The organism is Acetobacter sp., assembly GCF_047723915.1.
Lineage (GTDB): Bacteria > Pseudomonadota > Alphaproteobacteria > Acetobacterales > Acetobacteraceae > Acetobacter.
Genome location: NZ_JBDOBQ010000010.1, coordinates 35724 through 61609, shown reverse-complemented (window position 1 = coordinate 61609; position 25886 = coordinate 35724). Strand labels below are relative to the sequence as shown.

Sequence of the window (25886 nt, the reverse complement as noted above, 5' to 3'; positions counted from 1 at the left end):
GTAAGGTATGGTTTTGAACGTTGCCACAGGCGTAGTGCCGAACGGGCCGTTTCCGGTGCGCGGGCCGCTCGTTCGGTCTTGTGGGGCGGGGAATATGGTCGGGCCTTCTACCCCGGCTGCTCCTGTGGATGCAGGGCGCGGGCCAGAAAGGGCGCGGTCCGGCTTGCGGCGTCCCGTGCGACCGTTTCTGGCGGTCCTGCGGCTACGATCATGCCCCCTTTGTCACCAGCCCCCGGGCCGATATCGATCACCCAGTCGCCACGGGCCACCAGCCGCATGTCGTGTTCGGCGACAATGACCGTGTTCCCGCTCTCGACCAGATCCTGCAGGTGGGTCAGCAACCGGTCCACGTCCGAGGGATGCAGCCCTGTCGTGGGTTCGTCCAGCACATACAGCACGTGGCCGCGCCGCTGCTTTTGCAGTTCGGTCGCCAGCTTGATGCGCTGGGCCTCTCCCCCCGACAGTTCGGTTGCGGGCTGGCCCAGCCGCAGGTAGCCCAGCCCGCCCTTGCGCAGGGTGGACAGGCAGGCGAACGGCCCCGGCTGGTCCTCCAGGAAGGTGCAGGCCTGATCCACGGTCATGCCCAGAATATCGGCTATGGAATGGTCGCGGTAACGCACATCCAGCACCTCCGGCCGGTAGCGGCTGCCGTGGCAGACCGGGCAGGGCGCATAGACGCTGGGCAGGAACAGCAGTTCGACCATGACCGAACCGGCCCCTTCGCAGCGCGGGCAGCGGCCCTTGGCCAGGTTGAAGGAAAACCATCCCGCGTCGTATCCGCGCGTGCGGGCCAGATCGGTGCGGGCGTAGAGCTTGCGCACCATGTCGAACAGGCCGGTATACGTGGCCAGGTTGGAGCGCGGCGTGCGGCCGATGGGTTTCTGGTCGATCACCACAAGCCGGCTTATGCCCTCCAGCCCCGAAACCACGCGGCCTTCGGGGCTGGTTTCGGCAGCGCGTGGGGCGTGGGGGGCGTCGTCCTCCGGCTCCGCCGTGGGCAGGGCCTGCCCCAGCGCGCGCGACAATGGTGGTCAGCGCGTGGCTGACCAGCGAGGACTTGCCCGAGCCCGAAATACCGGTGACGGATGTAAACGTTCCCAGCGGAAAGGCCGCCTCCAGCCGGTGCAGGTTGTTCCATTCGATATCCGCCAGCCGCAGCCAGCCTTTGGGCGTGCGCGGCGTGCTGGCCACCGGTGCGGGCGGGGCAAAGACATATTCCCGCGTGCGGGACTCCGCCACGTCCCGCAGGCCTTCGGGCGGGCCGGAATACAGCACCTGCCCGCCCCGTTCGCCCGCCTGCGGCCCGACATCGACAATCCATTCCGCCTGGCGGATCACATCCAGGTTGTGCTCGACCAGAAACAGCGAATTACCCGCCGCGCGCAACTGTGCAAACGCGGCCAGCAGGGCCTGCGTGTCGGCCGGGTGCAGGCCAGACGACGGTTCATCGAGCACATAGACCACGCCGAACAGGCTGGAATGGATCTGCGTGCCCAGCCGCAGGCGCTGGTATTCCCCCGGCGAGAGCGTCTGGGCCCCCCGGTCCATCTGCAGGTAGCCGAGCCCGAGCTGGGCCAGCACATCGATCCGGGCAATCATGTCCACGGCAATGCGGCGTGCGGCAATGGCCGTTGCGTCATCATCCGGGCTGTCGGGCGTGTTGGCCACGGGGGCAAGGGCCGCGGCAATGCGTTCAAGCGGCAGTGCCCCCAGCGTTGCAATGTTCATGCCCGAAAACGTCACGCGCAGGGCGTCGGGGTTCAGCCGCTGGCCGTGGCAAAGCGGGCAGTCGGCCGAGATCATGAACGATTCCGCCCGCTTGCGCATGGACGCACTTTGCGAATTGGCGAAAGTTTGCGTCACGTAGCGCCGCGCGCCCGAGAACGTGCCCTGGTAGGCGGGCTCCAGCCCCTGCGCAATGGCGCGCTGTACCTGCGCGTGTGTAAAACCGGGATAAACCGGCACGCTGGGCGTTTCGTCGGTGAACAGAATCCACTCCCGCGTTTTGGCGGGCAGGTCGCGCCAGGGGCAGTCCACGTCGATTCCCATGGTAATCAGGATATCGCGCAGGTTCTGGCCCTGCCACGCGGTAGGCCAGGCCGCCACCGCCCGTTCGCGGATGGACAGGGCCGGGTCGGGCACCAGTGTTGCCTCTGTCACGTCATGCACGCGGCCCAGCCCGTGGCAGCGCGGGCAGGCCCCCATGGGGGTGTTGGCCGAAAACGCTTCGGCCTCCAGCCGGTCGAGACCGGGCGGATAGGTGCCCGCGCGTGAATACAGCATGCGCAGCAGGTTCGACAGGGTGGTGATACTGCCGACAGAGGACCGGCTTGAACTGCCCCCGCGCTGCTGTTGCAGGGCAATGGCGGGGGGCAGTCCATCCACCGTATCGACATCGGGTACGGGCATCTGCTGGAACAGCCGCCGCGCATAGGGGGAGACGGATTCCAGGTAACGGCGCTGAGCCTCGGCATACAGGGTGCCGAACGCCAGAGAAGACTTGCCCGAACCCGAAACCCCGGTAAACACCACCATGGTGTCACGCGGGACATCCACATTCACGTCGCGCAGGTTATGCTCACGCGCGCCACGCACCCGGACAAACCCGCTGGGGTCCATGGGCCGCGCGCCAGAATTCTGTGTCATCAGGCTGCTCCAGATCAAACTGGGGGCACTCTAGCGCGCCCGGATGGCTCTGGCTGCATGGATGCGGGGAAAAAACAGCCCGCCAGGGCGATATGTCGCGTTCGCGTAGCTATCCGGCGCACAGGTAAAAATTGCCCAACGTTTTATTCTGCGCGCTCTTCCGTTCGCTATTGGCAAAGAGACGGGGTAGAAACATCTCTTCACCCAGATGGAAGATCCATACGATGATCGTTCGCCGGAATAGTTACCGTTTCACCAAGGGTGGGTCAGTTCGTCCGCATGAGCCCCATGACCATGGGGGGAGGGCTTCTTGACCATGGCCATATGCGCAATTGACGGGCCCTGTCGCCAGACCCGACACCTGCCGGGTCCTGATGATCTTCCCGCTCTTCAATGCCAGTTCGTTCTGGAACTATAAGGAGACCTGTGACCTGTCCGGGGCGCGTTATCCGGCAGCCCCGCTGGGCCTGATTACCGTTGCCGCCCTGCTGCCCGCACACTGGGAGATCAGGCTGGTCAACCGCAACACCGAGGTGTTGAGCGACGACGATCTGGCCTGGGCCGATCTGGTCATGACCGGCGGCATGCTGCCCCAGAGAAACGACGCCCTGCACCTGATTGAGATGTGCCGCACCCTGGGCAAGCCGGTGGTGGTTGGCGGCCCCGATGTGACATCCAGCCCCGCTCTCTACAGTGCCGCGCATTTTCAGGTTCTGGGAGAAGCCGAGGAAATCATGGCGGACTTTGTTGCGGCCTGGCGCAGCGGGGCCGCGACAGGCGTGTTCGAAGCCCCGATGGGCAAGACAGACGTTACAAAAAGCCCCTTGCCACGCTTCGATCTTCTCAAGCTTGACCAGTACCTGCATGTTGGTGTGCAGTTTTCGCGCGGGTGCCCGTTCAGTTGCGAGTTCTGCGATATTATCGAACTGTACGGCCGGGTGCCACGCACCAAGACCAATGAACAGGTTCTGGCGGAACTCGACGCCCTGTACGCCCTTGGGTATCGCGGGCATGTCGATTTTGTCGATGACAATCTGATCGGGAATAAAAAGGCGCTCAAGAAATTTCTGCCGGAGCTGAAAAAATGGCAGAACAGAAAGAAATTTCCGTTCGAATTTTCGACCGAGGCTTCGATCAACCTTGCCGATGACGCGGACCTGCTGCGTGGCCTGTCCGAGACCAATTTTTTCGCGGTGTTCATCGGGATAGAAAGCCCCGATACGGATACCCTGGTCATGACGCAGAAAAAGCAGAACACGCGCCGCAGCCTGCAACAGAGTATCGAGACAATATACAGGGCCGGGATATTCGTGAATGCGGGTTTCATTGTCGGGTTCGATAGTGAAAAAGGCAGTGTTGCCCAAGGCATGATCGAATGCATTGAGGACACGGCCATTCCCGTCTGCATGGTCGGCCTGCTTTATGCCCTGCCCACGACGCAGCTCACGCGCCGCCTGCTGGCCGAAGGGCGGCTGTTCTCGGGCAGTGAGCAGACGCAATCGGGGGACCAGTGCACCGCGGGGCTGAATTTCGAAACAAAACGACCGCGTCAGGATGTTTTGAACGACTACCGCACGGTGCTGGAGGAAATCTATCATCCATCCGCCTATTTCGACCGTGTGCGCCGGCTGGGCCGGATGCTCAGGCGCGAGCGGGGCCACAAGATGATAAAGGGCGATCTGCGCAGTTTCTTCCGGCTTCTTTTGCGCATTCACCGCGCGGGTCCGGGAACGGCCGGGTCATTCTGGCGCATGATGCTGGACTGCGCCCTGCATAACCCCAAAGCCCTGCCTTATGTGGTCATGACCAGTGCGTTGTATCTGCATCTCGGTCCGTTCGCCCGCCAGGTCGTGGGCGAGATCGACCGGGAAATCAGCACTGTCGAACAGGGTCGCTGGCATGCCCCACCCGTCCTGCAACAGCCCGCCGATCCGGTTCTCGTACCGGCCTGACCGGATTTTTGACAGGACCTTGAGGCCGATTGCAGTGCGCACACGGCAGGGAGCAAGCCGGACTTGCTCCCTGCTATCCGCCTTCGCCAAATCCGGTCCGGAGGCACCCGTGGTGCGGCGGCAGATCGGTCCGCGTAGACCCGACAGAGCAGACCGGCAGTGCTGGCCGGGGGCGTCAAGGCGCGGCCAGCACTGCCGGACAGCAGGCTTCGCGCCATCCGTCGACGCATGGGGGGCGCCAGCTTGGTGTGCAGGGAGTCGCCGCGCCGCCCGACGGCTGATACCGCCCTGTCATGATTGCGCGCCATCGGGTCGATTGACGGCGCTTGTGCTCTCATATAATCACCGATTGGTGATTAAATTGGTGCCGGTCGTGGCTATGCCGGGTCGCGTCCTGGGGAGGGGTGTCACACGCTGTATGCAGGCGTTGTGTGTCCCTCATCATGCCGATTTTCCGCGTGGTCCGATAGTCTTATTCCGAAGCTGACAGGATAGCATGAACATTCACGAGTACCAGGCAAAGGCGATCCTGAAATCGTTCGGGGTGCCGGTGCCACAGGGCCATGTCGCCCATTCGCCAGTCGAGGCAAAGGAAATTGCAAAATCCCTGCCGGGCGATGTGTTCGTTCTCAAGGCCCAGATCCATGCCGGCGGGCGTGGTGCGGGCCAGTTTGTGGGTGAACCGGCCAGTGGCGGCGTGCGGATCGTGCGCAGCGCGGCCGAAGCGGAACGTGTCGCCTGCGAGATGATCGACCGCGTTCTTGTCACCCGCCAGACCGGCCCTGCCGGGCGTCTGGTGCGCAGGCTTTATGTGGAGGCGGGCTGCGCCATCGCGCGCGAGCTTTATCTGTCGCTGCTGATCGACCGGGAAAGCCGTAGCCTGGTCATTGTCGCCTCCCCCGATGGCGGTATGGATATCGAGGATGTGGCGGCCAGAACGCCCGAGCGTATCCTGCGTGTCAGTATCGATGCCGGGCTTGGGTTCATGGACTACCAGGCCCGCAATCTGGCCGTGGGCCTGGGCCTGTCGGGGCGGCTGATCCAGTCCTTTGCAGCCCTTGTGCGTGCCGCCTGCAAGGCATTTGTCCAGCTTGACGCGGCCCTGATCGAGATCAACCCGCTGGTGGTGACCGAGGGGGGCGAACTTCTGGCCCTGGACGCGAAAATGGGCTTTGACGACAACGCTTTGTTCCGCCACTCGGATATCGAGGAACTGCGCGACGAAAACGAGGAAGACCCGCGTGAGGTCGAAGCCTCGCGCTTCGGCCTGTCCTATGTCGGGCTGGAAGGTTCGATCGGCTGCATGGTCAACGGGGCCGGGCTTGCCATGGCCACCATGGACATCATCCATGCCCGTGGCGAGGCCCCGGCCAATTTTCTCGATGTTGGCGGGGGCGCCACGCGGGAGCGCGTGACGGCGGCTTTTCGCATTCTGCTGGCGGACCCGCAGGTGGAAGGCGTTCTGGTCAATATTTTCGGCGGCATCATGCGCTGCGACCTGATCGCCCAGGCCGTAATTGCCGCCTGTGGCGATGTGGGGCTGGGCGTGCCGCTGGTGGTGCGGCTTGCAGGTACCAATGTGGAGGAAGGACAGGCCCTGCTGCAGGCATCCGGCCTGCCGGTAACGGTCGCGCAGGACCTGGGAGACGCGGCCAGCAAGATCGTGGCCGCCGTCCGCGCACGGAGGACAGTCTGATGGCTATTCTGGTCAACCATGAAACACGCGTGCTGACACAGGGCTTTACCGGTGCGCAGGGTACCTTCCATGCCCAGCAGGCCATTGCCTGCGGCACACGCATGGTAGGCGGCGTAACCCCGGGCAAGGGTGGCAGCACGCATCTGGACCTGCCGGTGTTCGACACCATGGCCCAGGCCGTGGCCGCCACGGGCGCGACGGCGAGCGTGATCTACGTGCCCCCCGTGGGCGCGGCCGATGCCATACTGGAGGCGATCGGGGCGGAGGTGCCGCTGATCGTGTGCATTACAGAGGGCATTCCCGTGCTGGACATGCTGCGTGTGCGCAAGGCGCTGGACCGGTCGTCCAGCCGGCTGGTGGGGCCGAACTGTCCGGGGGTCATCACGCCCGGGCAATGCAAGATCGGCATCATGCCAGCCCCCATTCACAGGCCGGGGCGGGTGGGCATTGTCTCGCGCTCGGGCACCCTGACGTACGAGGCCGTGGCCCAGACATCGGCCCTGGGGCTGGGCCAGAGCACCAGTGTCGGCATAGGCGGGGACCCCATCAAGGGGCTGGATTTCATTGATGTGCTGGAGATGTTCCTGGCCGACCCGCAGACCGACTCCATTATCATGATCGGGGAAATCGGCGGTCAGTCGGAATGCGAGGCAGCCCGCTTCCTGCGCGACAGCCGTACGACCAAGCCCGTCGTGGGGCTGGTGGCGGGGCTTAGCGCACCGCCGGGGCGGCGCATGGGCCATGCGGGCGCGGTCGTCTCCGGCGGGGATGACACGGCCGCCGCCAAGATCGAGGCGCTGCGCGGTGCCGGGGTGCATATCGCCCCCGACCCCTCCCTGCTGGGCGCGACATTGAAAGCGGTCCTGCAGGGCGGGTAACGTGGCACCAGGGAATTCGGGTTGAAGACATGAGCATCACGATCGAAACACTGACCGGCACGGATATCGTGCCCATCCTGCCTGACCTTGCGCGGTTGCGGATTACGGTTTTCCGCGAATGGCCATACCTGTACGACGGTGACGAGGCGTACGAGCAGACCTATCTGGGCCTGTATGTGCGCAGTACGGGAGCCGCCGTCATTGTCGCGCGCGACGGGGCGCGCATTGTCGGCGCGTCCACCTGCCTGCCCATGCGCGACGAAATGGACGCCATCCGCGCCCCGTTCGAACAGCGCGGCCTGTCGGCGGAGTCGTTCTTCTATTTTGGTGAATCCGTCCTGCTGTCGTCCTACCGGGGGCATGGTCTGGGCGTGCGCTTTTTCGAGGAGCGCGAACGCCACGCTTTGGCCACCAGCACGGCCGATTTCGCAACATTCTGCGCCGTGCGCCGCCCGGCGGACCACCCGGCCAAACCAGAAGGGGCGACAAGCCTGCATGCCTTCTGGGCAAAACGGGGGTTCCAGCCCCTGCCGGGCGTGACCTGCACGCTGGACTGGAAAGAACCGGAGCAGGCCGCCGAAACATCGCACCTGCTTGATTTTTTCATAAAACCACTGCGCGGCAGGCCGGTTCCGGCCGAGCTTTTGCAACAGGAGAAAGCCCTATGAACAAGCCCCTGCGTCTGGGCGTGCTGGCCTGGGAAGTCGCCCGCAACCGCACCATCGACGATTACGCACACCATCTGGACACGCTGGTGGCCGAAGGGGCAGCCGGGGCGGATCTGCTGCTCATGCCGGAATATTCCTGCATGGAAGTGGCCGGCGCCCTGACCGACCGGCCCGACCCGTCCGCTGAACTGGAAGCCGTATGCCAGCAGAGCGACGCCATTCTGGCCATCATGCGCGAGACCGCGCGCCGCCATAAGGTATGGCTCATGCCCGGCACGCTGCCCCGGCCGGAAGTGGGTTTTGTACGCAACCGCGCACCCCTGATCGCGCCGGACGGACAGGTCGCCTTTCAGGACAAGCATGTCATGACCCGGTTTGAAAACGAATCCTGGGGTGTGCGCGCGGGTGACCTGCCGGGGGTGTTTGAAACACCCTGGGGCAAAATCGGCACTTCGGTCTGCTACGATTCCGAATTCCCCATGCTGGCCCGCGCCCAGATCGAAGCCGGGGCGTGGCTGATCCTGGTGCCGACCTGCACCGATTCCATGCACGGCTTCAACCGCGTGCGTATTTCGGCCCAGGCCCGGGCGCTGGAAAACCAGTGCTTTGTCGCGGTCTCCCCCACTGTGGGGCTGGCACCCTGGCTTGCCACGCTGGATGAAAACCACGGCTGCGCGGGCGTGTATGGCCCGGTTGACCGGGGTTTTCCCGCTGACGGGATCATGGCCGAAGGCACGCTGGACCAGGGGGGCTGGGTGTTCGCGACGCTGGACCCCGCAACCCTGGACGAAGTGCGCGAGAACGGTGCGGTGCGGAACTGCCGCGACTGGCCCAAGACGGTTCCGCCGGCCCCCGTACAGCCCTTTTCCGCCTGAACAGGAAACAAGACATGTCCGCCGAGCAGACACACGCCCTGATCGAAGCCTATTACGATGCCTTCAACCGCGAGGACAGCGCCGCCATTCTCGCCCTGCTGAGCGAGGATGTCGTGCATGACATCAACCAGGGCGGGCAGGAGACAGGGCGCGATAAATTCGCGGCCTTTCTCAAACGGATGGAAGGATTCTACCGCGAACGTTCGGCCGACCGGGTTGTCATGACCACGCCCGACGGCACGCGCGCGGCGGTGGAGTTCGTGGTGCATGGCGAATATCTCAAGACCGAGCAGGGCCTGCCCCCCGCCACGGGCCAGAAATACGCGCTGCCTGTGGGTGCGTTTTTCGATATTCGCGATGGCATGATCACGCGGGTGACGAACTATTACAACCTGCCGCTATGGGTGCACCAGATCAACAACCCCGGTACCTGAACATACCCGCACCGGTCCCGGGCCGCCATCTTGCCGGGTGGTGGCTGCAGGGGTTTTCCGTCAGGTGGCTTCCAGGAACATGGGCAGCACGGTCTTGACCAGCCGGTCCTTCAGGCGGGACATTTCGCCCAGAGGCAGGTCCCCGCTGCGCCGGATCATCATCAGCGGCAGCATGATGGCCCCCATGAGCATGCGCAGCGTGAGTTCGGGCGAACCCTCGCCCAGCAGCCCGTCGGCTTTTGCATCGTGGAGCAGGGGCAGCATGGCGGCCTGATAAGGCTGCCAGATCCGCAGCATGACATAATCCTGCCGGGCGCCGGGCTGGCTCATTTCATCGGACAGGAATTTCGCCAGTTCCGGTATCTTGCAGTTGGTGGCGATAAAACAGGACAGGCCTTCACGCACGCGCTGTTCCGTGGGCGCACTGGCGTCGTGCAGGCGGATGATGTCTTTTTGCGCCTCCGCCAGCCGGTTGGCGATTTCATCGACCACGGCTTTCCATAAATCGAGCTTCGAGCCGAATGTGTGCGAAATCAGGGCTGCGTCCACCCCGGCGGTGGCCGCAATGTCGCGCAGGCCCGTGCCGTCGAAACCGGTCAGGGAAAAATGCGCAAGGGCGGCACCCAGGACAACGTCCCGGCTTGGCGGTGTGCCCCGTGCAGGGCGGCCGCGCTTGCGTGGAGCGGGCGATATGTCGGGAATAGGCACGCAAGGCCTCATCGGATTCTGGGAAACGTGATGGATTATAACACAAAATCGGTTATTGGCCTATTCGCCAGCAATGAAAAAAACCACGGATTTGCGACAGGACACAAGCCGCCCCCGGTGCCCCCGCACCCTGTCGGTGCCGGGTATCAGTCCCGGCGCAGGGCCGCGAGCGCATGCCGCAGGGCCGGATTGCTGGCATAGACATATAACCCCCTTGTGCCACGCGTCATCAGAACGTTAACGGCGTTCAGCATGATCTGTTCCTTGATGGCGTCGGGGTCGTGCAGGTGGCCGCGCCCCGCAAAGGCGGCGCTGTCCTCATACCTGGCAGGGTCAATGACGATACGCGCCGTATGCGGGTCATACATGACCGACGGGCCCAGAATAAGCCCCACATAATTCAGGTCGAAGCCCTGCACGGTATAGACCGACCCCACCTCGTCAATCGTATCGGGCCGTTCGGCCCATGGCAGGCGCTGTTCGGGCCGCGCACGGTCCCAGCGCAGCCTGAACGCGCCTTCGTGTATGAAATGGTCCTGCCCGTTCAGCGTGTAGGGGTAATCGTATGTAGCCAGCATGCGTGACAGTCCGTACCGTGCGTTGCGGTCCTGAATGTCGCGATACATGACGGCGGCATCGTCATAAATACGGAAGTCGAAATCCTGTTTCGCGGGGAGCGGTCGCAGCGTTCTGTGGCGGAACGCCGTAATCCAGGCCAGCATGTCGGGTTCGGCCCGGACCCTGAACTGTTCCTTCAGGGTATGGACCTCGTGCGGGACAGGGCCGAGTATTTGCGCAAGCTGACTGTCATTCCAGTAGCTTTTGAACTTCAGAACCTGCCCGGGATCGAAAACCAGCACCACGACATGGCTGAGCCGGATAATTTCACGCAACTGGTTGTCCTGCGTGAAGCGGTTGTAACGGTCGGCGCGGCTGAGCAGCAGATGGGCTTCGTCCACAAAGACGATATCGGCCCGCTGGCCGGTCTTGTCCATGTGGTTGATGAATGTGGTCGGGCGCTCGTAGTCCTTCTTGCGCAGAACGTCTGATTTTTCGGAAATATTGCGGTAAAGTTTTATCATTTCCGGATGGTTGACCAGAAATACATTGCGCGTGCCCGCCAGCGGACTGGCTGGATCGCCCACGCGCGCCGCCTGCTGGATTGCAGTGAAGGCCTTGTTCAGAACAAGGCTTTTCCCGGTTCCGGCCTCTCCATGCAGAACGAAGACAGCCTGGCTGTCGCGGCCATGATGTTCGCAGAAAGCCGTAATCTGGCGCACAAGTGCATCCTGCGCGGCACTGAGCGTGCGCTCGGGCGAAAGTTTAAGTTCGGAGCGGTTGCTCTGCGCGTTCTGTTCAGCCATCGTGCACCCCTTCTGCCGGGCCGGATCATATGCGGCACGGCGGGGCTTGCGTAGCGGGGTATACCGGCACCTGCCTTGCGTACATCAGCCCATGCCGCCCTGCCCCGGCGGCATGGGCAAGGCCGACACCACCCGGACCGGCCAATACAGGAACCACGCGACCGTCATGGCTCAGCCCGAAAGACCCGGCCCTATCCCCGCTTTTCGTGTGGAAACAGGGAGGCGACCGTGTGGGCGCCATGAGAAATGGCCGAAAATCCGGCTCAGATATCCTCGGGGGCGAGTTTTTTCAGGACCTGCAATGCGGCGATCCGTTCACAGGCATCCAGCGGGGCAAGTGTCAGCTCGGTCACCGCACGGGCAGCCGGTATGGTGTCCTGGAGCAGTTTTTCACCCTCGGGGGAAAGGGACACCAGGCGCTGACGGCGGTCCGCCTTGTCCTGCACCACGCACAGCAGACCGCGCTCCTTCAGCCGGGCGACGATATCGCGCAATGTGGCATGGTCGATTGCGGTGGCATGGCTGATCTGGACCAGCGGGGCGGTGCCGAACTGCCGGATTGTGACCATGGTTGCGAACTGCACGGATGTCAGCCGGTCGTCGGCAATGCCTTTCTGGAAAATGGCCGTATGGCGCTGGTAGGCCCGGCGCAGCAGGTGGCCGATCTGCATGTCCAGTTCGTAGTCGTCGCGGTCGGTGCTCATGCGCTCACGTCCTGCCCCGCCTGCGCGCGGGCCGGGGTGAAAAGACGCAGATCCGCGCAGATCCGCTCCATAGGGGCCGACCAGTCGACCGGCTTCACCTGCTGGTAGATCCGCAGGCTGTCATACCAGGGGGAATCGACCCGCCCCGAAAGCCAGCGCCAGCACTGATCCAGGCGCGACAGCATCCAGGTCGGTTTTCCCAGCCCGGCGGCCACATGGGCGGTGGAGGTATCCACCGCGATCACGAGGTCAAGCTGGCTGATCAGGGCCGCCGTATCGCTGAAGTCACGCAGCAGGGCCGTGTGGTCGAACAGGCGCATGCCGGGTGGCGGTGTGTGGGCCTGCTCTGCTCTTTCACCCAGTTGCAGGCTGTAGAACAGGGCCGTAGGGGCCGCCCCGGCCAGGGGGGCAAAGGTTGCAAGATCGGTCGAACGCTGGCGGTCGGCCAGTTCGGCAACCCGGACCTCGGGGTGGGGCGCACCGGCCCAGACCAGCCCGATACGCAGGGGAGAAATGCCCGGGGGCAGGGAACAGTCTGCCGCGTCCTGCGCCAGCCTGCCAGCCCAGAACGCCGCCTTGTGCGGGTCCGCGCGCAGAAAACCCTGCGGGTAGGGGATTGTGGCCAGCGTCGTTTTCAGGGCGCGTGGCAGGCTGAGCACGGAACATTGCAGGTCATGTGCTGGAACCGGGTCATCCTCGGTGACAAAGGTCTGATCCGGGAACGACTGTTCCAGCAGGCTGAGCAACTGGGGCCTGACGCGTGTGATGGTACGCCCGCCCCGCTGGGCGGCCAGGGGAATAAAACGGGCGAACTGGATCATGTCGCCAAACCCGCCCTCGGTATGGATCAGCAGGGTGCGCCCGGCAAAGGGTTCGCCATTCCATAGCGGCGCGTTCAGCCCGTTATAGCGGGTGGCCAGCGTGTTCCACCGCCACTCGTATTCGTCAAAACCCCGCAGGTAATCTCCCTGCGCCAGCAGGGACAGCGCATAGTTGGTGCGGGTCTGTGCATTATGGGGGGTGAGCTGCACGGCGGCGGTGTGGAATTTCTGCGCCAGGGCGTGCTGTCCGCGCTGGTCCAGCACCACGCCCAGGTTGCTCAGCGCCAGCGCATTGGTGGGGTGGCGGGTCAGGCATTCCCGGTAGGCGGCAATTGCGTCGTCATACTGCTGGAGCCGGAACAGGACATTGCCCATATTGGACCATGCATCCGCCATGTCGGGGGCAAGGGTCAGGGCACGGACCAGCGTTTCCCGCGCCTGCGGAAAATGCCCGACCGCACATAGCAGGCCGCCGTAATTGCTCAGGGTCCGGGCGTCATCGGGGTTTTGGGCCAGAACCCGGCGGTAGGCCTGCTCAGCCTCCGTCAGGTGGCCCGCAAGTTGCAGCGCCTCGCCACTGCCAGGAGGGTGTCCGGTCTGCGCGCATGCCTCTACCCGGGGCGGGGGCGCGGCAGGCGTGACTGTCTGGTTTGCCTGCATTGTTCACTCCCCCTTGCTGCATGCACCAAGCCCGGTCGGGCACGGCTTTTCCGGCGCGTTCCGTCCGTCCTGCCAGCCTGCGGGCAGAGCAGGTGCTGCTTTCGTTTTCATTCAACGATCCGCAGCGCAGGTCAACCCCCCGGCACGGTTTCCAAGAGAGTTTCCAAGGGGTTTCCACAAAGCTTTCCACGATGGACTGCGTGGTCCGCAAGCCGGGTGTTCCGCTGCACGACCAAGGGCGAGAGGTTGCGACTGCCAGCCCGGAGCGCGTGCATCCGTACTGCCATAAGCACAGCTAGACTAAACAGTTTATCTTTACAGGTAGACTGTATTTATGGTTGGATCATGTATCATGACTGCACAACCAGACACTCAGCCCTCGCCCGATGCGTCACGCCTCGCGCAGGATCTCCGTGCCCTGCTGGGCAAGCTCAAGCGCCGCCTGCGCGAGCAGGCCCATGTGGGTGATCTGACACCGTCCCAGGTTTCGGTGTTGCTGCAACTTGAGGCGGAAGGCCCCGCGACAACATCCAGCCTGGCGCGTGGGGCCGGTATGCGGCCCCAGTCCATGGCTCCCGTTATTGCCGCGTTGATACAGTCAGGTCTGGTCCAGGCTGAACCCGATCCCGCAGATAAAAGGCAGACCTTACTGTCTCTTACCGCATCGTGCCGCCAGCAGGTCGCTCAGGGGCGTGCAGCCAGGCAGGACTGGCTGGCCCGTACTGTCCAGTCCCGTTTTTCACCGGCGGAGCAGGCGCTGCTCAACACGGCTGTCGGGCTGCTGCGCCGGATCGTGGAAGACTGATCGTGACCGGGGTCGGCCTTGCGGGCCCCTTTTGCCCAAGGAGTTCCCATGGCGCTGTCCATTATCGATCCCGACACGGCTCTTGTCGTCATTGACCTGCAAAAAGGTCTTGCCGGTGCGGCTTTTCTTCATCCCATCGCGCAGGTTCTCGCCCGGACATGCGAACTGACTGGTGCTTTCAGGGCGCGTGGGCTGCCTGTGGTGCTGGTCAATGTTGCCGGCAGGGCTCCGGGGCGGACGGAAACGCCACCCGCTTCCAGCGGTACCATCCCGCCTGATTTTACGGATTTCCTACCCGAACTCGACCCGCAGCCCGGCGATATGATCGTCACCAAGCGTACATGGGGTGCTTTTGCCAACACCGATCTGGAGACGAGGCTGAAAGCACGAGGCGTGACCCAGGTGGTGCTGGTAGGTGTGGCAACCTCGATCGGGGTGGAGGCTACCGCGCGGCAGGCCTATGAGGCAGGGTTCAACGTGACCCTTGCGGCTGACGCCATGACCGATACCAGAGCGCAGGGGCACGACTACAGCATACACACGGTTTTTCCCCGACTGGGTGAGGTGGGGTCGAGTGCGGAGGTGATTGCCCTGCTGCCTGGGCGGGGGAACTGACACTGGTGTGGCTTTGTCCTTTGTCCTGGTGTGGTGCGGCTTTTTTGTGGCTCATGCGGTGCTCCACGGGGGCAGCGGCATGATGGGGCGCGCGTTCCAGGCACTGTTTGCAAGCCCGTCGCGGCGGGGGCTGTCGGCTGCCACTGTCAACGTCCTATTGGAGGGGCGTAACCTGAGCGTTGCTTGTGGGCTGCTCTGGCAGGATGGCGGTTTTATGCTGACGGATATGAGCGAGGGCGCGGCAGCCGGGCTGGGCGCGTTTTCTGTCCCGCTTATGCATGACCGCATTTCGGCCGCTTTTTACGGTGCTCAGGTGATGCGCCAGCCGTGACGTATTCCCCCAACGCTGTTTTCCGCTCGCTGCGGAACGCCAATTACCGTGTCTGGGCCGGGGGGGCCTTTGTCTCGAATATCGGGACATGGGTGCAGCGCACGGCGCAGGACTGGCTGGTCCTGACCCAGTTGACCCATCATGACGCTTCGGCCATGGGGGTGGTCATGGCGTTGCAGTTCGGACCGCAGATGCTGCTGCTGCCCTGGACAGGCTTTGCCGCCGATCATTTCAACCAGCGTCGCCTGCTTGTGCTGACCCAGGCGGCCATGGGTGTTCTGGCTCTGGCACTTGGCCTGCTGACACTGACCGGGGCGGTGCGGTTGTGGCATGTCTATGTCTTCGCTTTCCTGTTCGGCAGCGCGGCCGCGTTCGACGCGCCGGTGCGTCAGGTGTTTGTGGCCGCGCTGGTGGGGGACGAAGACCTGCATAATGCCGTGGCGCTCAATTCCACCTCATTCAACGCCGCGCGCATGATCGGGCCTGCCGTCTCGGGCATGGTTATTGCCTGGATCGGCACCGGCTGGGCGTTTCTGATCAATGGGGCATCGTTTATCGGGGTGCTGTTCTCCCTGCTGGCGCTGCGCACCAGCACCCTGCGCCAGCATGCCCGGGCGCGCAGAACAAAGGGCAGCTTTACCGCCGGTTTACGTTACGCCTGGGTGCGACCTGACCTCCGTGCGATCCTGATCATGCTGTTCCTGATCGGGACATTCGGCATGAACTTTCCTATTTTCATCTCCACCATGGCGGTCAGCGTCTTTCATACGGATGCATGGGGCTATGGTGTGCTTTCGGCTATCATGGCGGTGGGTACGATTGCCGGTGCCATTCTGGGGGCAGGGCGGGAGAAGCCGCGTTTCGATCTGCTGGTGACAGGTTCGGGTATTTTCGGGCTTGGCTGTGTTCTGGCCGCTTTTGCGCCGGGCTACTGGTATTTTGCTGCTGCCCTGGCCATGACCGGCGTAGCCATGCTGACTGTTACCAACACCTCCAGCAGTCTCATGCAGCTTTCCACCACGCCCGAAATGCGTGGGCGCGTGCTGGCGCTGCGGGTGGGTGTCGCCCTGGGCGGTACCCCCGTCGGTGCGCCGATCGTAGGTTGGGTGGCTGATACGTTCGGCCCGCGCTGGGCCCTCGGCGTGGGTGCTGCCGCTGGCTTTGCAGCAGCCTGTGTCGGGTTTTTTACCATGCTGCGCCAACGCGCAGGACCCGCCTGAGCATTGTCTGGCCAGTGAACCGGACGCGGGCAGTCAGGGGATCAGGGCGTTGTCAGGGGGCTATCAGGACGCTCGGGCACCATGGCACGGGCTGCCCCATATAGGGCCGATTCAGCGTGTGGACATATGGTCCGCTTATTCGAGACACGCCATATGCGGTACAAAATCCGGGATGGTGATCCCGCGTAGTATGGCGCGTGTATCGCAAAACGGGATTTTGTGCGTGTCATGCAATGCATCGAAATAAACAAGCAGTTTTGCCAGACTGTCCGCTGAGAGTTCGCGCCGGACCATGTCCAGTGCAAACCGGAGAGAAACGACCTCGCAGGCGACCGCGCACGTGGAACACGTGCAGCTTGCACACCTGAGCATAGACGCCATCAGCGAGACTCCATTGAAGGAAATGAATGGAGAACAGAGTAAGTTTTATTAATTTAATTTTTCAACAAAAATAATATTGTGCCGTATGACTATTGATTCAGGACATGAATCATACTTATTCAATATATTAATACTTCATACACTCATCATGAATATCCACGGTGCGCTGCAGATGTACAGGGTTGTACGTTCATCATTGAAGTGCGTACGTGAAATCACCGTGAAACAGGACATGCACCGTCGGCGCATCCGTCGTGAGAGACGGCGCGGATGCATATTTTTCAACAGTTTTTCCGGTGGTGGAGGGAGGCGCGCACGGCGCTCCAAAGCCTGGGGCTAAACCCTATACAATGCACCTGTCGGCACAGGGGGGGCGCGACAGGGGTGCATGTCATGGCGTGTTGGGAAAATGGAAGGAGGACTGGTTTTTTTGCAGGAATAAAACGCAAAAAAACCAGATGAATGAAAAATGTGTGGTGTCCGCGGCGGGATTCGAACCCACGGCCCCAGGATTCATCCCACTGCGGTTTTCACAGCCGTTACCACCACCGGCATGCCGGGGGGAACGTTTGTGGGCTGGACTGTCCCTTTGCCATGGACCTGCATGCAGGTCTTTAGGCACCGCCCGTCCAGTCTCTACACCTTCCGCCCGCAAGGGCGGCTTGGCTCGGGATTGGCAAGGCCTTGCGGCCGTAGCGTTCCCCGACTTTGAGCGGATTCACCATGCCGTTTCCTGACATGGTGCCCAATTTTACCTAGGAATCCTGTGCTCTATCCTGCTGAGCTACGCGGACACACGCACTCTCTATACAAAAACCACCCTCTCCCGGCAAGGGGCGAACCGTTGCGGGCTGCCAGTCTCCTGGCGATCCGCCGCCGGGTACGATGTCGTGTTCTTTTTCCGCAGCGGGGGTGTAGTCGCCACGGCGAACCGACCGTGGCCGGAGAATCGCGCCTGGCGGGGCCGGAGCCGGTATGTGCAGTTGCCGCCCGATGACGTGGGAGAGAGACAAAGGCCAAGGGGCGGTACGTTCAGCCCCGTGCGTTTTTGCTGCCGGTCTGCGCCGCCCGGGCACTCAGTATGGCAACCTGACGGCGGCAGAGCAGCGTGTCGGGCGCGCCGGTCTGTTTGCAGGCCAGTTCCAGCGCCTGCCACGCCGCGGTTTCCCGCGTTAAGGCGGGCAGGGTCCAGAGTTCCAGCGCGCGGCCAAAGCTTGCCGTGCGTTTGAAAAACACCGGCGGGCGTAGGGTTTTCAGGGCGTCGGTGCGGCTCAGCCCCGTGGCCATGGCCGCGCGCACCCGGCGCAGGCGGTGCAGATGGGCCAGAAAAGCGCGGATAATGGCAATGGGGCTGGTGCCTTCGGCCAGCGCGCGTTCCAGCGCCAGATCGGCCTGCGCTCTCTGCCCTTCCGTTGCGGCAAAGGCTGCGTCTTCGACCGAAACGCTGCCGGCATCCCCAATGCAGGCACGCACGTCTTCCAGATCAAGCCTGCCGCCATCGCCCGCGTAAAGGGCCAGTTTTTCGACCTCGCTGCGGGCAGCGGCGCGGTCGGCCCCCAGACGGGTGGTCAGCCAGTGCAGTGCATCGGGGTCTATGCGGACCTGATGCGCGCCCAGCATTTTGGACACGCTGCCCTCCAGATTGCGGCCTTCCTCTGGGTAACAGCCGATGGAGGCGCAGTCGGGTCGCGCTTCCATAAAGGCGCGCAGCTTGGAGCGCGAGGCCAGGCCGGGGGCTTCGAGCACAAGCAGGGTGTCGGTGTTCTGGGCCAGGCTGTGTTCAAGAGGTTTGAGCTGGCTGTCCGACGCGTCGCGCACGCGCACCACACGCCGCCCGCCCATGAGCGAGAGGGCCGTGGCTTCTTCCTCCAGCCGGTCATGGGTTTCGCGGTCCAGCACGGCAATGCGGAACGGGTCGTCCGTTGTGCCTGCAATTTTACGCACCGCGTCCTGCGCGCGTTCACGAATAAGCCCCGTATCCTCTCCGTACAGCAGGATCGCCCGCCACGCACCCGGGTCGGCCAGGACGCGGGGCAGGGTGCGGGCGTCTATTTTCATGGCGCGGCCTTAAAGCTGCCCGGCATCGGGCGTGGACCGCCCGGTCGCCATGTCGGGAACGGCGTCTTCGCCTTCCTGTTCCATCGGCCCCTGTTTTTCAGACTGCGAGATCGCGCCACCCGCCGGGTACATGGCGCGCGGTCCCCGGTCGCGCGTGCTGGCCGGTGTGGCTCTGGTGCGGAACCATATGGCCACCTGCTGCGCCACCTGGTGGGCCAGTGTATGGGCCAGCCGTCCGATGGCCGTCTCGGCATTCAGGGTCTGGGCGAAATACTGTTCGTAGGTGCCGGTATATCCGTCCAGCGCGCTCGTATCGCCCTGGGCCAGCAGTCTGGGGTTGATGTCCACCGTGAAAAGCTGCCAGTGGGCATGGCCGGTTATGCGGGTACGCCCCGACGTGTTGTCGGAATGGATATCCACCGCTTCCCCCCCGAAGGAGGGCTGGACGACCAGCGTATATTTATGCGGGTCTTCGGCGGCACCCTGTTCCAGTTCGGCCTGCAGGGCCAGACGAAGCTGCTGGCCCGAGCGTTCGTTGATATTGGCGACATAGATCTGCGCCATTTCGGCCGTGATATCCGCCTGCCCGTCCTGTGTACCGTACAGGGGCTTGAAGCCGCAGCCCGCCAGAGGCACCAGCAGGGCCAGCACCGGCAGGGTGGCCAGCGCGGCCCGTATGCAACGCAGGGCGGGGCGGGGCGGGCGCATCAGCCTGCCGTAACGAAGTTGACGATACGGTTGGGCACATGCACGCGCTTGACAATGCGCTTGCCCTCCAGCAGCCGGGCCACGTTCGGTTCCGCTTCCGCCCTGGCCAGCACGGCGGCGGCGTCCTCGTCCGGTTCGGCCTGCACGGTGCCGCGCAGCTTGCCCATGATCTGCACGGCAATGGTCAGGCTGGTGGCGGCCAGCAGGTCGGGCTCGGCCTGGGGCCAGGACTGGCTGGCGGCCAGACCGGCGGCGGGGTCGAGGGTTGCGAACATTTCCTCGGCCAGATGCGGCATCATGGGGGCACTCAGCAGGCACAGCGTGCGTGCCGCTTCACGCAGGGCAAAGCCCAGACCCGCCGGGGTATCGTGGCCCTTGGCGGCGGCTTTTTCAGCCTCCGCCATGGCGGATGTCAGTTCATGGATACGCGCCACCGCCACGTTGATGGCAAAGCTTTCCAGCGCCTCGGTCACGGCGGCAATGGTGCGGTGCGTGGTGCGGCGCAGGGTGTCGGCTTCGGCACAGATTTCGGCCGGGCAGTCAGGCGTTGCGGGCACGCTGGCGGCAATGGCGCAGACCGTGCGGAACAGGCGCTGGGCAAAGCGCGCGGCCCCGGCCACGCCGGCCTCGGTCCATTCCATGTCGCGTTCGGGCGGGCTGTCGGACAGCACGAACCAGCGCGCCGTATCCGCGCCAAAGCGCTCGATAATGGCCACCGGGGCCACCGTGTTGCGCTTGGACTTGGACATTTTTTCCACCCGGCCCACGGTCACGGGTTCGGTGGTGCCGGTCTTGACCACGCCGGACGGCCCGCGCTCCACCTCTTCGGGGTAGAGCCAGTTGCCCGCGCTGTCCTTGTAGCTTTCGTGGCTGACCATGCCCTGGGTGAACAGCCCGGCAAAGGGTTCGTCCATGTCCAGGTTGTCGGTGCGGTGCATGGCGCGGGTAAAGAAGCGCGCATAGAGCAGGTGCAGGATGGCGTGTTCGATCCCGCCGATATACTGGTCAACCGGCAGCCAGGCATCGGCCGCGGCACGTACCGTGGGGGTGGCGGCGTGCGGCGCGGTAAACCGGGCGAAATACCACGAACTGTCGACGAACGTATCGAACGTGTCGGTCTCGCGCAGGGCGGGCTTGCCGCAGCACGGGCAGGTCGTGTGCTTCCAGGTGGGGTGGTGGTCCAGCGGGTTGCCGGGCTTCTCGAAGGTGACGTCCTCGGGCAGTTCCACCGGCAGTTGCGCGTCGGGCACGGGCACCGGGCCGCAGGTGTCGCAGTGGATCACGGGAATGGGGCAGCCCCAGTAGCGCTGGCGCGAAATGCCCCAGTCGCGCAGCCGCCAGTTGGTGACACCTTCGCCCACGCCCTGGTCTTCCAGCCGGGTAATGGCGGCACTGCGCGCGTCCTGCGTGCTCAGCCCGTCCAGAAAGCCGGAATTGATCAGCACGCCATCGCCCGTATAGGCTTGGGTGGTCACGGTAAAATCCGCCTGGTCCTTGCCCGGGGGCAGAACGACCGGCAGCACCGGCAGGGCATATTTATGCGCGAAATCAAGGTCGCGCTGGTCTCCCGCCGGGCAGCCGAACAGCGCGCCCGTGCCGTAGTCCATCAGCACGAAATTGGCGATCCAGACAGGAAAGCTCTTGTCCATGAACGGGTGGTTGACGCGCAGCCCGGTGTCGAACCCGCGCTTTTCCGCCGTTTCAACCGCCTCGACCGAGGTGCCCAGCCTGCGGCATTCGGCCACGAAATCCGCCGCCTGCGGGTTCTGCGCCGCGGCCCATGCGGCCAGCGGGTGGTCGGGGGCAATGGCCAGGAACGACATGCCGAACAGCGTGTCGGGCCGGGTGGTGAACACTTCCACCGCGTTCAGGTCGGTATCCAGCCCGGCGGGCGGCTGATGCAGCGAAAAGCGGATGCGCGCCCCTTCGGACCGGCCAATCCAGCGTTCCTGCATGGTGCGCACGCGTTCGGGCCAGCGGTCGAGCGTGCCCAGTCCGTCCAGCAGGCTTTCGGCAAAATCGGTGATCTTGAGGAACCACTGCGAAAGCTGTTTTTTCTCGATCGGCGCCCCCGAGCGCCAGCCCTTGCCGTCCACCACCTGTTCGTTGGCCAGCACGGTGTGGTCCACGGGGTCCCAGTTCACCCAGCTTTCGCGCCGTTCCACCAGCCCCGCGGCCAGAAAGTCCAGAAACAGCTTCTGCTGCTTGCCGTAGTAGTCCGGCAGGCAGGTCGCGATCTCGCGGTCCCAGTTCAGCGAAAAGCCAAGGCGCTGCAGGGTCGCGCGCATGGCGGCAATGTTGTTCAGGGTCCATTCGCGCGGGTGTACGCCGCGTTCGCGCGCCGCGTTTTCAGCCGGCAGGCCAAAGGCGTCCCAGCCCATGGGGTGCAGCACCGCATAGCCGCGCGCGCGCTTGTAACGGGCAATGACATCGCCCAGCGCGTAGTTGCGCACATGGCCCATATGCAACTGCCCCGACGGGTAGGGAAACATTTCCAGCACATAATATTTGGGCCGGTCGGCGGGGGGCACGTCGGGCACGGTAAAAATGCCCGCGCTGTCCCAGGCGGCCTGCCATTTGGGTTCGACGGTATGGAAATCGTAGGTCAGGGATGTGCTGGTCGATTGGGACATGAAAGATTACGCAGCCAGTCTGGAAAGGACGGAATACGGCCATGCAACGCTACAGGATGCCGGGCCGGCGGGCACGGGGCGGGGCGGCGCGCGGCCAGCCCCCGCCCCCGTGCCGGGGGATCAATCGCGGTTGCCGTTATCGGCGCGGAGCTTGCGCGCGCGGGAGAGAATGCGCGTGGCGATATCCGATGCGGTGTTGGGCGCGGGCTGGGTGTCTACCCACGAATCGCCCTGGCGGACCTGGCGGAACACGCTCAGCCGCAGGGCGTCGGACCGCAGGCGGCGGTCCAGAATGAAAGCGGTGATCTTGAAGCGTTCGTCATGGGCGGCTGGCGGGGTGTACCAGTCGGTCAGGATAATGCCGCCTTCCGCATCGGTGGAGGCGATGGGCATGAAGGACAGCGTATCCAGTGCCGCGCGCCACAGATAGGCGTTGACCCCACCCTTGAGCGAGGCCTCCCCGCCGGATGCGCCACGGTCCTCGGTCAGCAGTTCGCTGTTGGGTGCGGCCAGGGAACTGCTGGTGTTGCTGCTCCCCCCGAACAGCGAACACCCGCCCAGCAGGCACAGTCCGCCCAGGGCCAGGGCAGGGGCCAGAGCGGGACGGGACGCCCGCGGGGATGGGGGCGAGAAAAATGCGCGACCGGCGGCAGGGCGGAAGTGCTTGAGACGGCGAAGCATGATGTTGATACGGCTCCTTGGCGCTGGGGTATCCGTCCTTCCCGGTCCGCCGTTTGAGCCGTTCTCGGGCCTGGCTGGCGGCTCAGGTGTTCCTGCCAGCCTTCATATCCTCTCAGGTCTGTCCCGCCAAGCGTCTGCATGGTGTTCCCTGCCTGTCATGGGGGCTTTGGGGGCGGCATGGCCGTGGTCGTAGCGCATCGCGGCCAGTAACTGGTGCCGGAGCGAGCGGGGCACGTAGCTGTAATGCTGCTCTATGGTCTGGGGGGTCAGATCGGGGTGCCGGGCCCTGATCCTGTTATGGTAATCGCGCACAAGGTCTTGATAACCAAGGCTATTTGCCGCCGCCATGGCCGGCACCAGAACAGCCGTGCGCCACGGGTTGACCGCCAGCAGCCCCTGGGCGTGGCGCAGCGTGTCGGCGTGGCGACCGGCCAGAAAACATGAAAGAATAAAATTCTGCGAAGGGAGCAGCGTGCCGGGCAGCGGCGTGGCGAGACTGAAGAATTCTCCATACAGCCGCGCGGCGGTGACCGCATCCCCCGCGCACAGGGCGCTGAGCGCGTCCAGCATGGCCAGCATGCCCCAGCGGGAATCGATCCGGCTTGCGTCATGCATCAGGCCCAGAAGGGCCTGGGCTTCCCCCAGTTCGCCCGCGTGGAACAGGCCCGCGGCCAGCAGGTAGCGGCAGGGCACGCTGGCCGGGGTTATGGCCAGCCCGCGCCGCAGCACGCTGTTCAGGTGCCGCGCTGTCTGGGCCGCGGGGCTGCCCCAGTCGTCATGCAGGCGGCACAGCAGGTAATGCGCATGCACGAAAAACAGGAACGGGTCTTCCGGGCTGCTGGCCTGTGCGGCGCCGATCAGCCGTTCTATGGCGCGGTACTGGGTCTTTTCGTCACCGTCCGGCATGGTGCCAGTGTCTGAGTTAGTGCCAGTGCCAATCCCTGAGCCAGTCCCGGTCCCGGCGGTGTTCCGCCGCGGTGTATCCGCCGGTCCTGTGGCGGCCACGGTGTCTGTGGTGCCGGATGCCGGCATGCCCGCCGCAGGACCAGCCTGAGCGTTGGCCTGAAGGTGAGCCGGAATGCGGGTCTGGACACTGGCCCGATCGTTGGCCCGATCGTTGGCGTGAGCGGCAGTCGGAACGCTGGCCCGGACATCGGCCCGCACACCGTCTCGAATACCGGCGGGAATACTGGCGGGAATACCGGTCGTAACCGCCGCAGGGGCGGGGGGTGTGGCGTCCTGCGTGGCGTCGGCCCGCACGGTCAGGATAAACGCGCGCAGTCCTTTTTCCATGGGGCTGAGAGCGCTGTCGGGCTTGTCCGCCACATGCCGGGCCGCGGCCACGATAAGGGTCGTGACCAGTGTCGCGGCAAGCCGGTGGCTGATTTCGGAGATGTCCCGCACGCCCACCGTCACCCGTTGCCCCCATAGGACGGCATCGTTGCGGCGGGTGTCGAATGCCTGCAACGTGCAGCGGATTTCATCGCGGTCGCCATCGGTCAGGGTAATCCCGATCAGAAAATCGGCCTGGCGCTGGTAGGGCGGTGCGGGGGCAGGCGTTCCGGGCAGACGCTCCGGCAGAAGGCTGAGGTCGAACAGGTCATGCACCGCAAGGTTCAGGGTCAGTTCGTCACGGAACTGTTCGGCCAGTGGCAGGCCGCTGGCAGGCAGGCCACGGGCAGGCAGGAACGTGGCCGGTCGGCTGGCCCTGCGTGTGCTTTGCTCCACATGGGGGCGGCTGTCCGTGTGGGTGCGTTCAGCCGCAGCGCCCGTATCTGCCGACAGGGGCGGCACGTCGTGGGGGGTGGCACGACCCGTGGCAAGGTCGGTAGTACGCTCGGGGGTGTAGTGGGCGGCACAATCGGTAGCATAGGGCGCATCGGGGGGGCTGGCGGCCTGCATGCGGGCCTGTTCCGTGCCACGGCGGCTGGACGGCCCGGCCCCCAGCCCAGCGGCGAGACCGTCGGGCATACGGGTCTGCATTCCGGTTGGCGCACCGGCAGGCATATTTGAGGCCATACTGGATGACGTACTGGCTGACATATTGGCAGGCACATTGGCGGGTATGCTGGCGGCGGGCCCGGCGGCGGGTTCCGGGGTGCGGGTATGTGGGCCGGGCGTGCCCGCGCAGGTCAGGAACACCATGGCTCTCAGGCGCGACGACTGGGGGCTGCCCGGTGCCGCAGGGGCGCAGGCATTGCGGTCATGGGCTGCGCGCAGGTCGGTGATCAGGCGCATGGTCTCCTGCCCCGGCAGACTGCCCAACGCGTTCTGGAACGTATCGAGACAGGCTCTGGCGCTCGACAGGGCATCCCCTTCCTCGCCATTGCGGGTTTCGGCCTTGATCCGTGCGCGCCATGCGGCTTCATGCAGGGGGTTCAGCAGCAGCAGGCGGCGGGCCGCTTCCTTTATGGTGGCAAGGTCGGGGGCGTCGGCCAGCAGGGTTTCAAGCTGGTGGCGGATATGGCTGGCCAGCCGCGCGCGTTCGCCGTCGAGCCAGGTTCTGAAAGCCCCGTCAAGCGCGCCCAGGTCTTCCAGCAGCGGGGGCAGGGTTTCGGGCAGGTCCAGCACGGTCTGCGGCGTGGCGGCCAGCACGGCGTCGGTATCCACCCGGATTCCGGCGCGGCGCAGGGCCAGCGTATGGCGCTGCACGTCCAGCACCGGGGGGCTGAGCGGTTCCAGCACGCCAAGCAGGCGGTGGATTTCCTGCCGGAGCGACGCGCGGGCCTGTTCGGGGCCACGCCTGCACCACAGCAGTTCCGCCAGCCATGTGCGCGCGACCGGCCTGCGGGCCGAAAGGGCAAGAACGGCCAGCAATGCGCGTGTCTTGGCCCCCGTGGGCAGAAGGGACACCCCGGCGGTGGAGGCAACCGCCATATGGCCCAGCAGGGTAATATGCAGGGAGCCGACCTGCGCGGGTGTCGTGGAAGGCTGGCTGGCAAGGTGCATGCGCGTAGGTACCCGTGGAATGCCCGTTTCTTAACAAAATCGAAAAAATAACGGAAAATTCACAAAGTCTTGTAAGCTGCGTTGCGCGGCCTTTCGGCC

Annotated in this window: 20 protein-coding genes and 1 pseudogene; 10 read left to right on the top strand and 11 right to left on the bottom strand. The window is 64.4% G+C overall.

The window, feature by feature from the left end; all coding sequences use genetic code 11:
- Positions 1 to 107: 107 nt before the first annotated feature.
- A pseudogene (locus tag ABF990_RS07670) lies at positions 108 to 2646 on the bottom strand (excinuclease ABC subunit A).
- 374 nt (positions 2647 to 3020) lie between these two features.
- On the opposite strand from ABF990_RS07670, the gene ABF990_RS07665 reads away from it, so the two are divergent.
- The 6 genes from ABF990_RS07665 to ABF990_RS07640 all read left to right on the top strand — a co-directional run bounded on the left by ABF990_RS07665 (position 3021) and on the right by ABF990_RS07640 (position 9149).
- Positions 3021 to 4598, top strand: coding sequence for a B12-binding domain-containing radical SAM protein (locus tag ABF990_RS07665; protein WP_415490856.1), 1578 nt, complete (start codon positions 3021 to 3023; stop codon positions 4596 to 4598).
- A 496-nt stretch (positions 4599 to 5094) separates the two neighbouring features.
- Positions 5095 to 6294: an ADP-forming succinate--CoA ligase subunit beta gene (sucC, locus tag ABF990_RS07660; protein WP_415490834.1), complete on the top strand. Its 1200-nt coding sequence runs from the start codon at positions 5095 to 5097 to the stop codon at positions 6292 to 6294.
- Entirely contained in the window at positions 6294 to 7172 is an 879-nt protein-coding gene (gene sucD, locus ABF990_RS07655; protein WP_415490835.1) for a succinate--CoA ligase subunit alpha, read from the top strand. Before sucC ends, sucD begins: the two co-directional genes overlap by 1 nt.
- Before the next feature lie 29 nt (positions 7173 to 7201).
- A complete protein-coding gene (locus ABF990_RS07650; protein ID WP_415490836.1) occupies positions 7202 to 7840 on the top strand; it encodes a GNAT family N-acetyltransferase in 639 nt (212 codons plus the stop codon).
- Entirely contained in the window at positions 7837 to 8715 is an 879-nt protein-coding gene (locus tag ABF990_RS07645) for a carbon-nitrogen hydrolase family protein (protein WP_415490837.1), read from the top strand. The genes ABF990_RS07650 and ABF990_RS07645 overlap by 4 nt, the downstream gene beginning before the upstream one ends.
- A 14-nt stretch (positions 8716 to 8729) precedes the next feature.
- A complete protein-coding gene (locus ABF990_RS07640) occupies positions 8730 to 9149 on the top strand; it encodes a ketosteroid isomerase-related protein (RefSeq protein WP_415490838.1) in 420 nt (139 codons plus the stop codon).
- 60 nt (positions 9150 to 9209) lie between these two features.
- On the opposite strand, the gene ABF990_RS07635 is transcribed toward ABF990_RS07640, so the two are convergent.
- The 4 genes from ABF990_RS07635 to ABF990_RS07620 all read right to left on the bottom strand — a co-directional run bounded on the left by ABF990_RS07635 (position 9210) and on the right by ABF990_RS07620 (position 13406).
- A complete protein-coding gene (locus tag ABF990_RS07635) occupies positions 9210 to 9857 on the bottom strand; it encodes a TetR/AcrR family transcriptional regulator (protein ID WP_415490839.1) in 648 nt (215 codons plus the stop codon).
- Positions 9858 to 10003: 146 nt separating this feature from the next.
- Positions 10004 to 11221, bottom strand: coding sequence for a DUF2075 domain-containing protein (locus ABF990_RS07630; RefSeq protein ID WP_415490840.1), 1218 nt, complete (start codon positions 11219 to 11221; stop codon positions 10004 to 10006).
- A gap of 263 nt (positions 11222 to 11484) precedes the next feature.
- The gene (locus ABF990_RS07625; protein ID WP_415490841.1) at positions 11485 to 11925 is read right to left on the bottom strand and encodes a MarR family winged helix-turn-helix transcriptional regulator; all 441 of its coding nucleotides are present in this window, start codon (positions 11923 to 11925) and stop codon (positions 11485 to 11487) included.
- Entirely contained in the window at positions 11922 to 13406 is a 1485-nt protein-coding gene (locus ABF990_RS07620; protein ID WP_415490842.1) for a tetratricopeptide repeat protein, read from the bottom strand. The genes ABF990_RS07625 and ABF990_RS07620 overlap by 4 nt, the downstream gene beginning before the upstream one ends.
- A gap of 352 nt (positions 13407 to 13758) precedes the next feature.
- Between ABF990_RS07620 and ABF990_RS07615 the strand changes: the two genes are divergently transcribed.
- The 4 genes from ABF990_RS07615 to ABF990_RS07600 are packed head-to-tail and all read left to right on the top strand — an operon-like array spanning position 13759 to position 16377.
- The gene (locus tag ABF990_RS07615) at positions 13759 to 14211 is read left to right on the top strand and encodes a MarR family winged helix-turn-helix transcriptional regulator (RefSeq protein ID WP_415490843.1); all 453 of its coding nucleotides are present in this window, start codon (positions 13759 to 13761) and stop codon (positions 14209 to 14211) included.
- Between the two features lie 48 nt (positions 14212 to 14259).
- Positions 14260 to 14826, top strand: coding sequence for an isochorismatase family protein (locus tag ABF990_RS07610; protein WP_415490844.1), 567 nt, complete (start codon positions 14260 to 14262; stop codon positions 14824 to 14826).
- 7 nt (positions 14827 to 14833) lie between these two features.
- On the top strand, positions 14834 to 15157 hold the full coding sequence (locus tag ABF990_RS07605; RefSeq protein ID WP_415490845.1) for a hypothetical protein: 324 nt from the start codon (positions 14834 to 14836) through the stop codon (positions 15155 to 15157).
- Positions 15154 to 16377, top strand: coding sequence for an MFS transporter (locus ABF990_RS07600; protein ID WP_415490846.1), 1224 nt, complete (start codon positions 15154 to 15156; stop codon positions 16375 to 16377). The genes ABF990_RS07605 and ABF990_RS07600 overlap by 4 nt, the downstream gene beginning before the upstream one ends.
- Before the next feature lie 135 nt (positions 16378 to 16512).
- On the opposite strand, the gene ABF990_RS07595 is transcribed toward ABF990_RS07600, so the two are convergent.
- From ABF990_RS07595 to ABF990_RS07570, 6 genes are all read right to left on the bottom strand, one after another.
- Positions 16513 to 16758 (bottom strand): hypothetical protein, encoded by a 246-nt coding sequence (locus ABF990_RS07595; RefSeq protein WP_415490847.1) that lies wholly within the window; start codon positions 16756 to 16758, stop codon positions 16513 to 16515.
- Positions 16759 to 17790: 1032 nt separating this feature from the next.
- Positions 17791 to 18816: a DNA polymerase III subunit delta gene (gene holA, locus ABF990_RS07590; RefSeq protein WP_415490848.1), complete on the bottom strand. Its 1026-nt coding sequence runs from the start codon at positions 18814 to 18816 to the stop codon at positions 17791 to 17793.
- Positions 18817 to 18825: 9 nt separating this feature from the next.
- Positions 18826 to 19524 (bottom strand): LPS assembly lipoprotein LptE, encoded by a 699-nt coding sequence (gene lptE / locus ABF990_RS07585; protein WP_415490849.1) that lies wholly within the window; start codon positions 19522 to 19524, stop codon positions 18826 to 18828.
- Positions 19524 to 22157, bottom strand: coding sequence for a leucine--tRNA ligase (gene leuS, locus ABF990_RS07580; RefSeq protein WP_415490850.1), 2634 nt, complete (start codon positions 22155 to 22157; stop codon positions 19524 to 19526). The genes lptE and leuS overlap by 1 nt, the downstream gene beginning before the upstream one ends.
- A 120-nt stretch (positions 22158 to 22277) precedes the next feature.
- Positions 22278 to 22838, bottom strand: a complete 561-nt coding sequence (locus ABF990_RS07575) for a DUF3576 domain-containing protein (RefSeq protein ID WP_415490851.1) — start codon at positions 22836 to 22838, stop codon at positions 22278 to 22280.
- 102 nt (positions 22839 to 22940) lie between these two features.
- Entirely contained in the window at positions 22941 to 25787 is a 2847-nt protein-coding gene (locus ABF990_RS07570) for a BTAD domain-containing putative transcriptional regulator (protein ID WP_415500073.1), read from the bottom strand.
- Between the last annotated feature and the right edge of the window lie 99 nt (positions 25788 to 25886).

Excerpts from the sequence above, each read along its gene's own strand:
- ABF990_RS07575 (WP_415490851.1), bottom strand. The coding sequence starts at position 22,838 with ATGCTTCGCCGTCTCAAGCACTTCCGCCCTGCCGCCGGTCGCGCATTT.
- ABF990_RS07630 (WP_415490840.1), bottom strand. The coding sequence starts at position 11,221 with ATGGCTGAACAGAACGCGCAGAGCAACCGCTCCGAACTTAAACTTTCG.
- ABF990_RS07595 (WP_415490847.1), bottom strand. The coding sequence starts at position 16,758 with ATGGCGTCTATGCTCAGGTGTGCAAGCTGCACGTGTTCCACGTGCGCG.
- sucD (WP_415490835.1), top strand. The coding sequence starts at position 6,294 with ATGGCTATTCTGGTCAACCATGAAACACGCGTGCTGACACAGGGCTTT.
- ABF990_RS07620 (WP_415490842.1), bottom strand. The coding sequence starts at position 13,406 with ATGCAGGCAAACCAGACAGTCACGCCTGCCGCGCCCCCGCCCCGGGTA.
- ABF990_RS07625 (WP_415490841.1), bottom strand. The coding sequence starts at position 11,925 with ATGAGCACCGACCGCGACGACTACGAACTGGACATGCAGATCGGCCAC.
- leuS (WP_415490850.1), bottom strand. The coding sequence starts at position 22,157 with ATGTCCCAATCGACCAGCACATCCCTGACCTACGATTTCCATACCGTC.
- ABF990_RS07610 (WP_415490844.1), top strand. The coding sequence starts at position 14,260 with ATGGCGCTGTCCATTATCGATCCCGACACGGCTCTTGTCGTCATTGAC.
- ABF990_RS07645 (WP_415490837.1), top strand. The coding sequence starts at position 7,837 with ATGAACAAGCCCCTGCGTCTGGGCGTGCTGGCCTGGGAAGTCGCCCGC.
- ABF990_RS07650 (WP_415490836.1), top strand. The coding sequence starts at position 7,202 with ATGAGCATCACGATCGAAACACTGACCGGCACGGATATCGTGCCCATC.
- holA (WP_415490848.1), bottom strand. The coding sequence starts at position 18,816 with ATGAAAATAGACGCCCGCACCCTGCCCCGCGTCCTGGCCGACCCGGGT.
- ABF990_RS07570 (WP_415500073.1), bottom strand. The coding sequence starts at position 25,787 with ATGCACCTTGCCAGCCAGCCTTCCACGACACCCGCGCAGGTCGGCTCC.
- ABF990_RS07665 (WP_415490856.1), top strand. The coding sequence starts at position 3,021 with ATGATCTTCCCGCTCTTCAATGCCAGTTCGTTCTGGAACTATAAGGAG.
- ABF990_RS07640 (WP_415490838.1), top strand. The coding sequence starts at position 8,730 with ATGTCCGCCGAGCAGACACACGCCCTGATCGAAGCCTATTACGATGCC.
- sucC (WP_415490834.1), top strand. The coding sequence starts at position 5,095 with ATGAACATTCACGAGTACCAGGCAAAGGCGATCCTGAAATCGTTCGGG.
- lptE (WP_415490849.1), bottom strand. The coding sequence starts at position 19,524 with ATGCGCCCGCCCCGCCCCGCCCTGCGTTGCATACGGGCCGCGCTGGCC.
- ABF990_RS07615 (WP_415490843.1), top strand. The coding sequence starts at position 13,759 with ATGACTGCACAACCAGACACTCAGCCCTCGCCCGATGCGTCACGCCTC.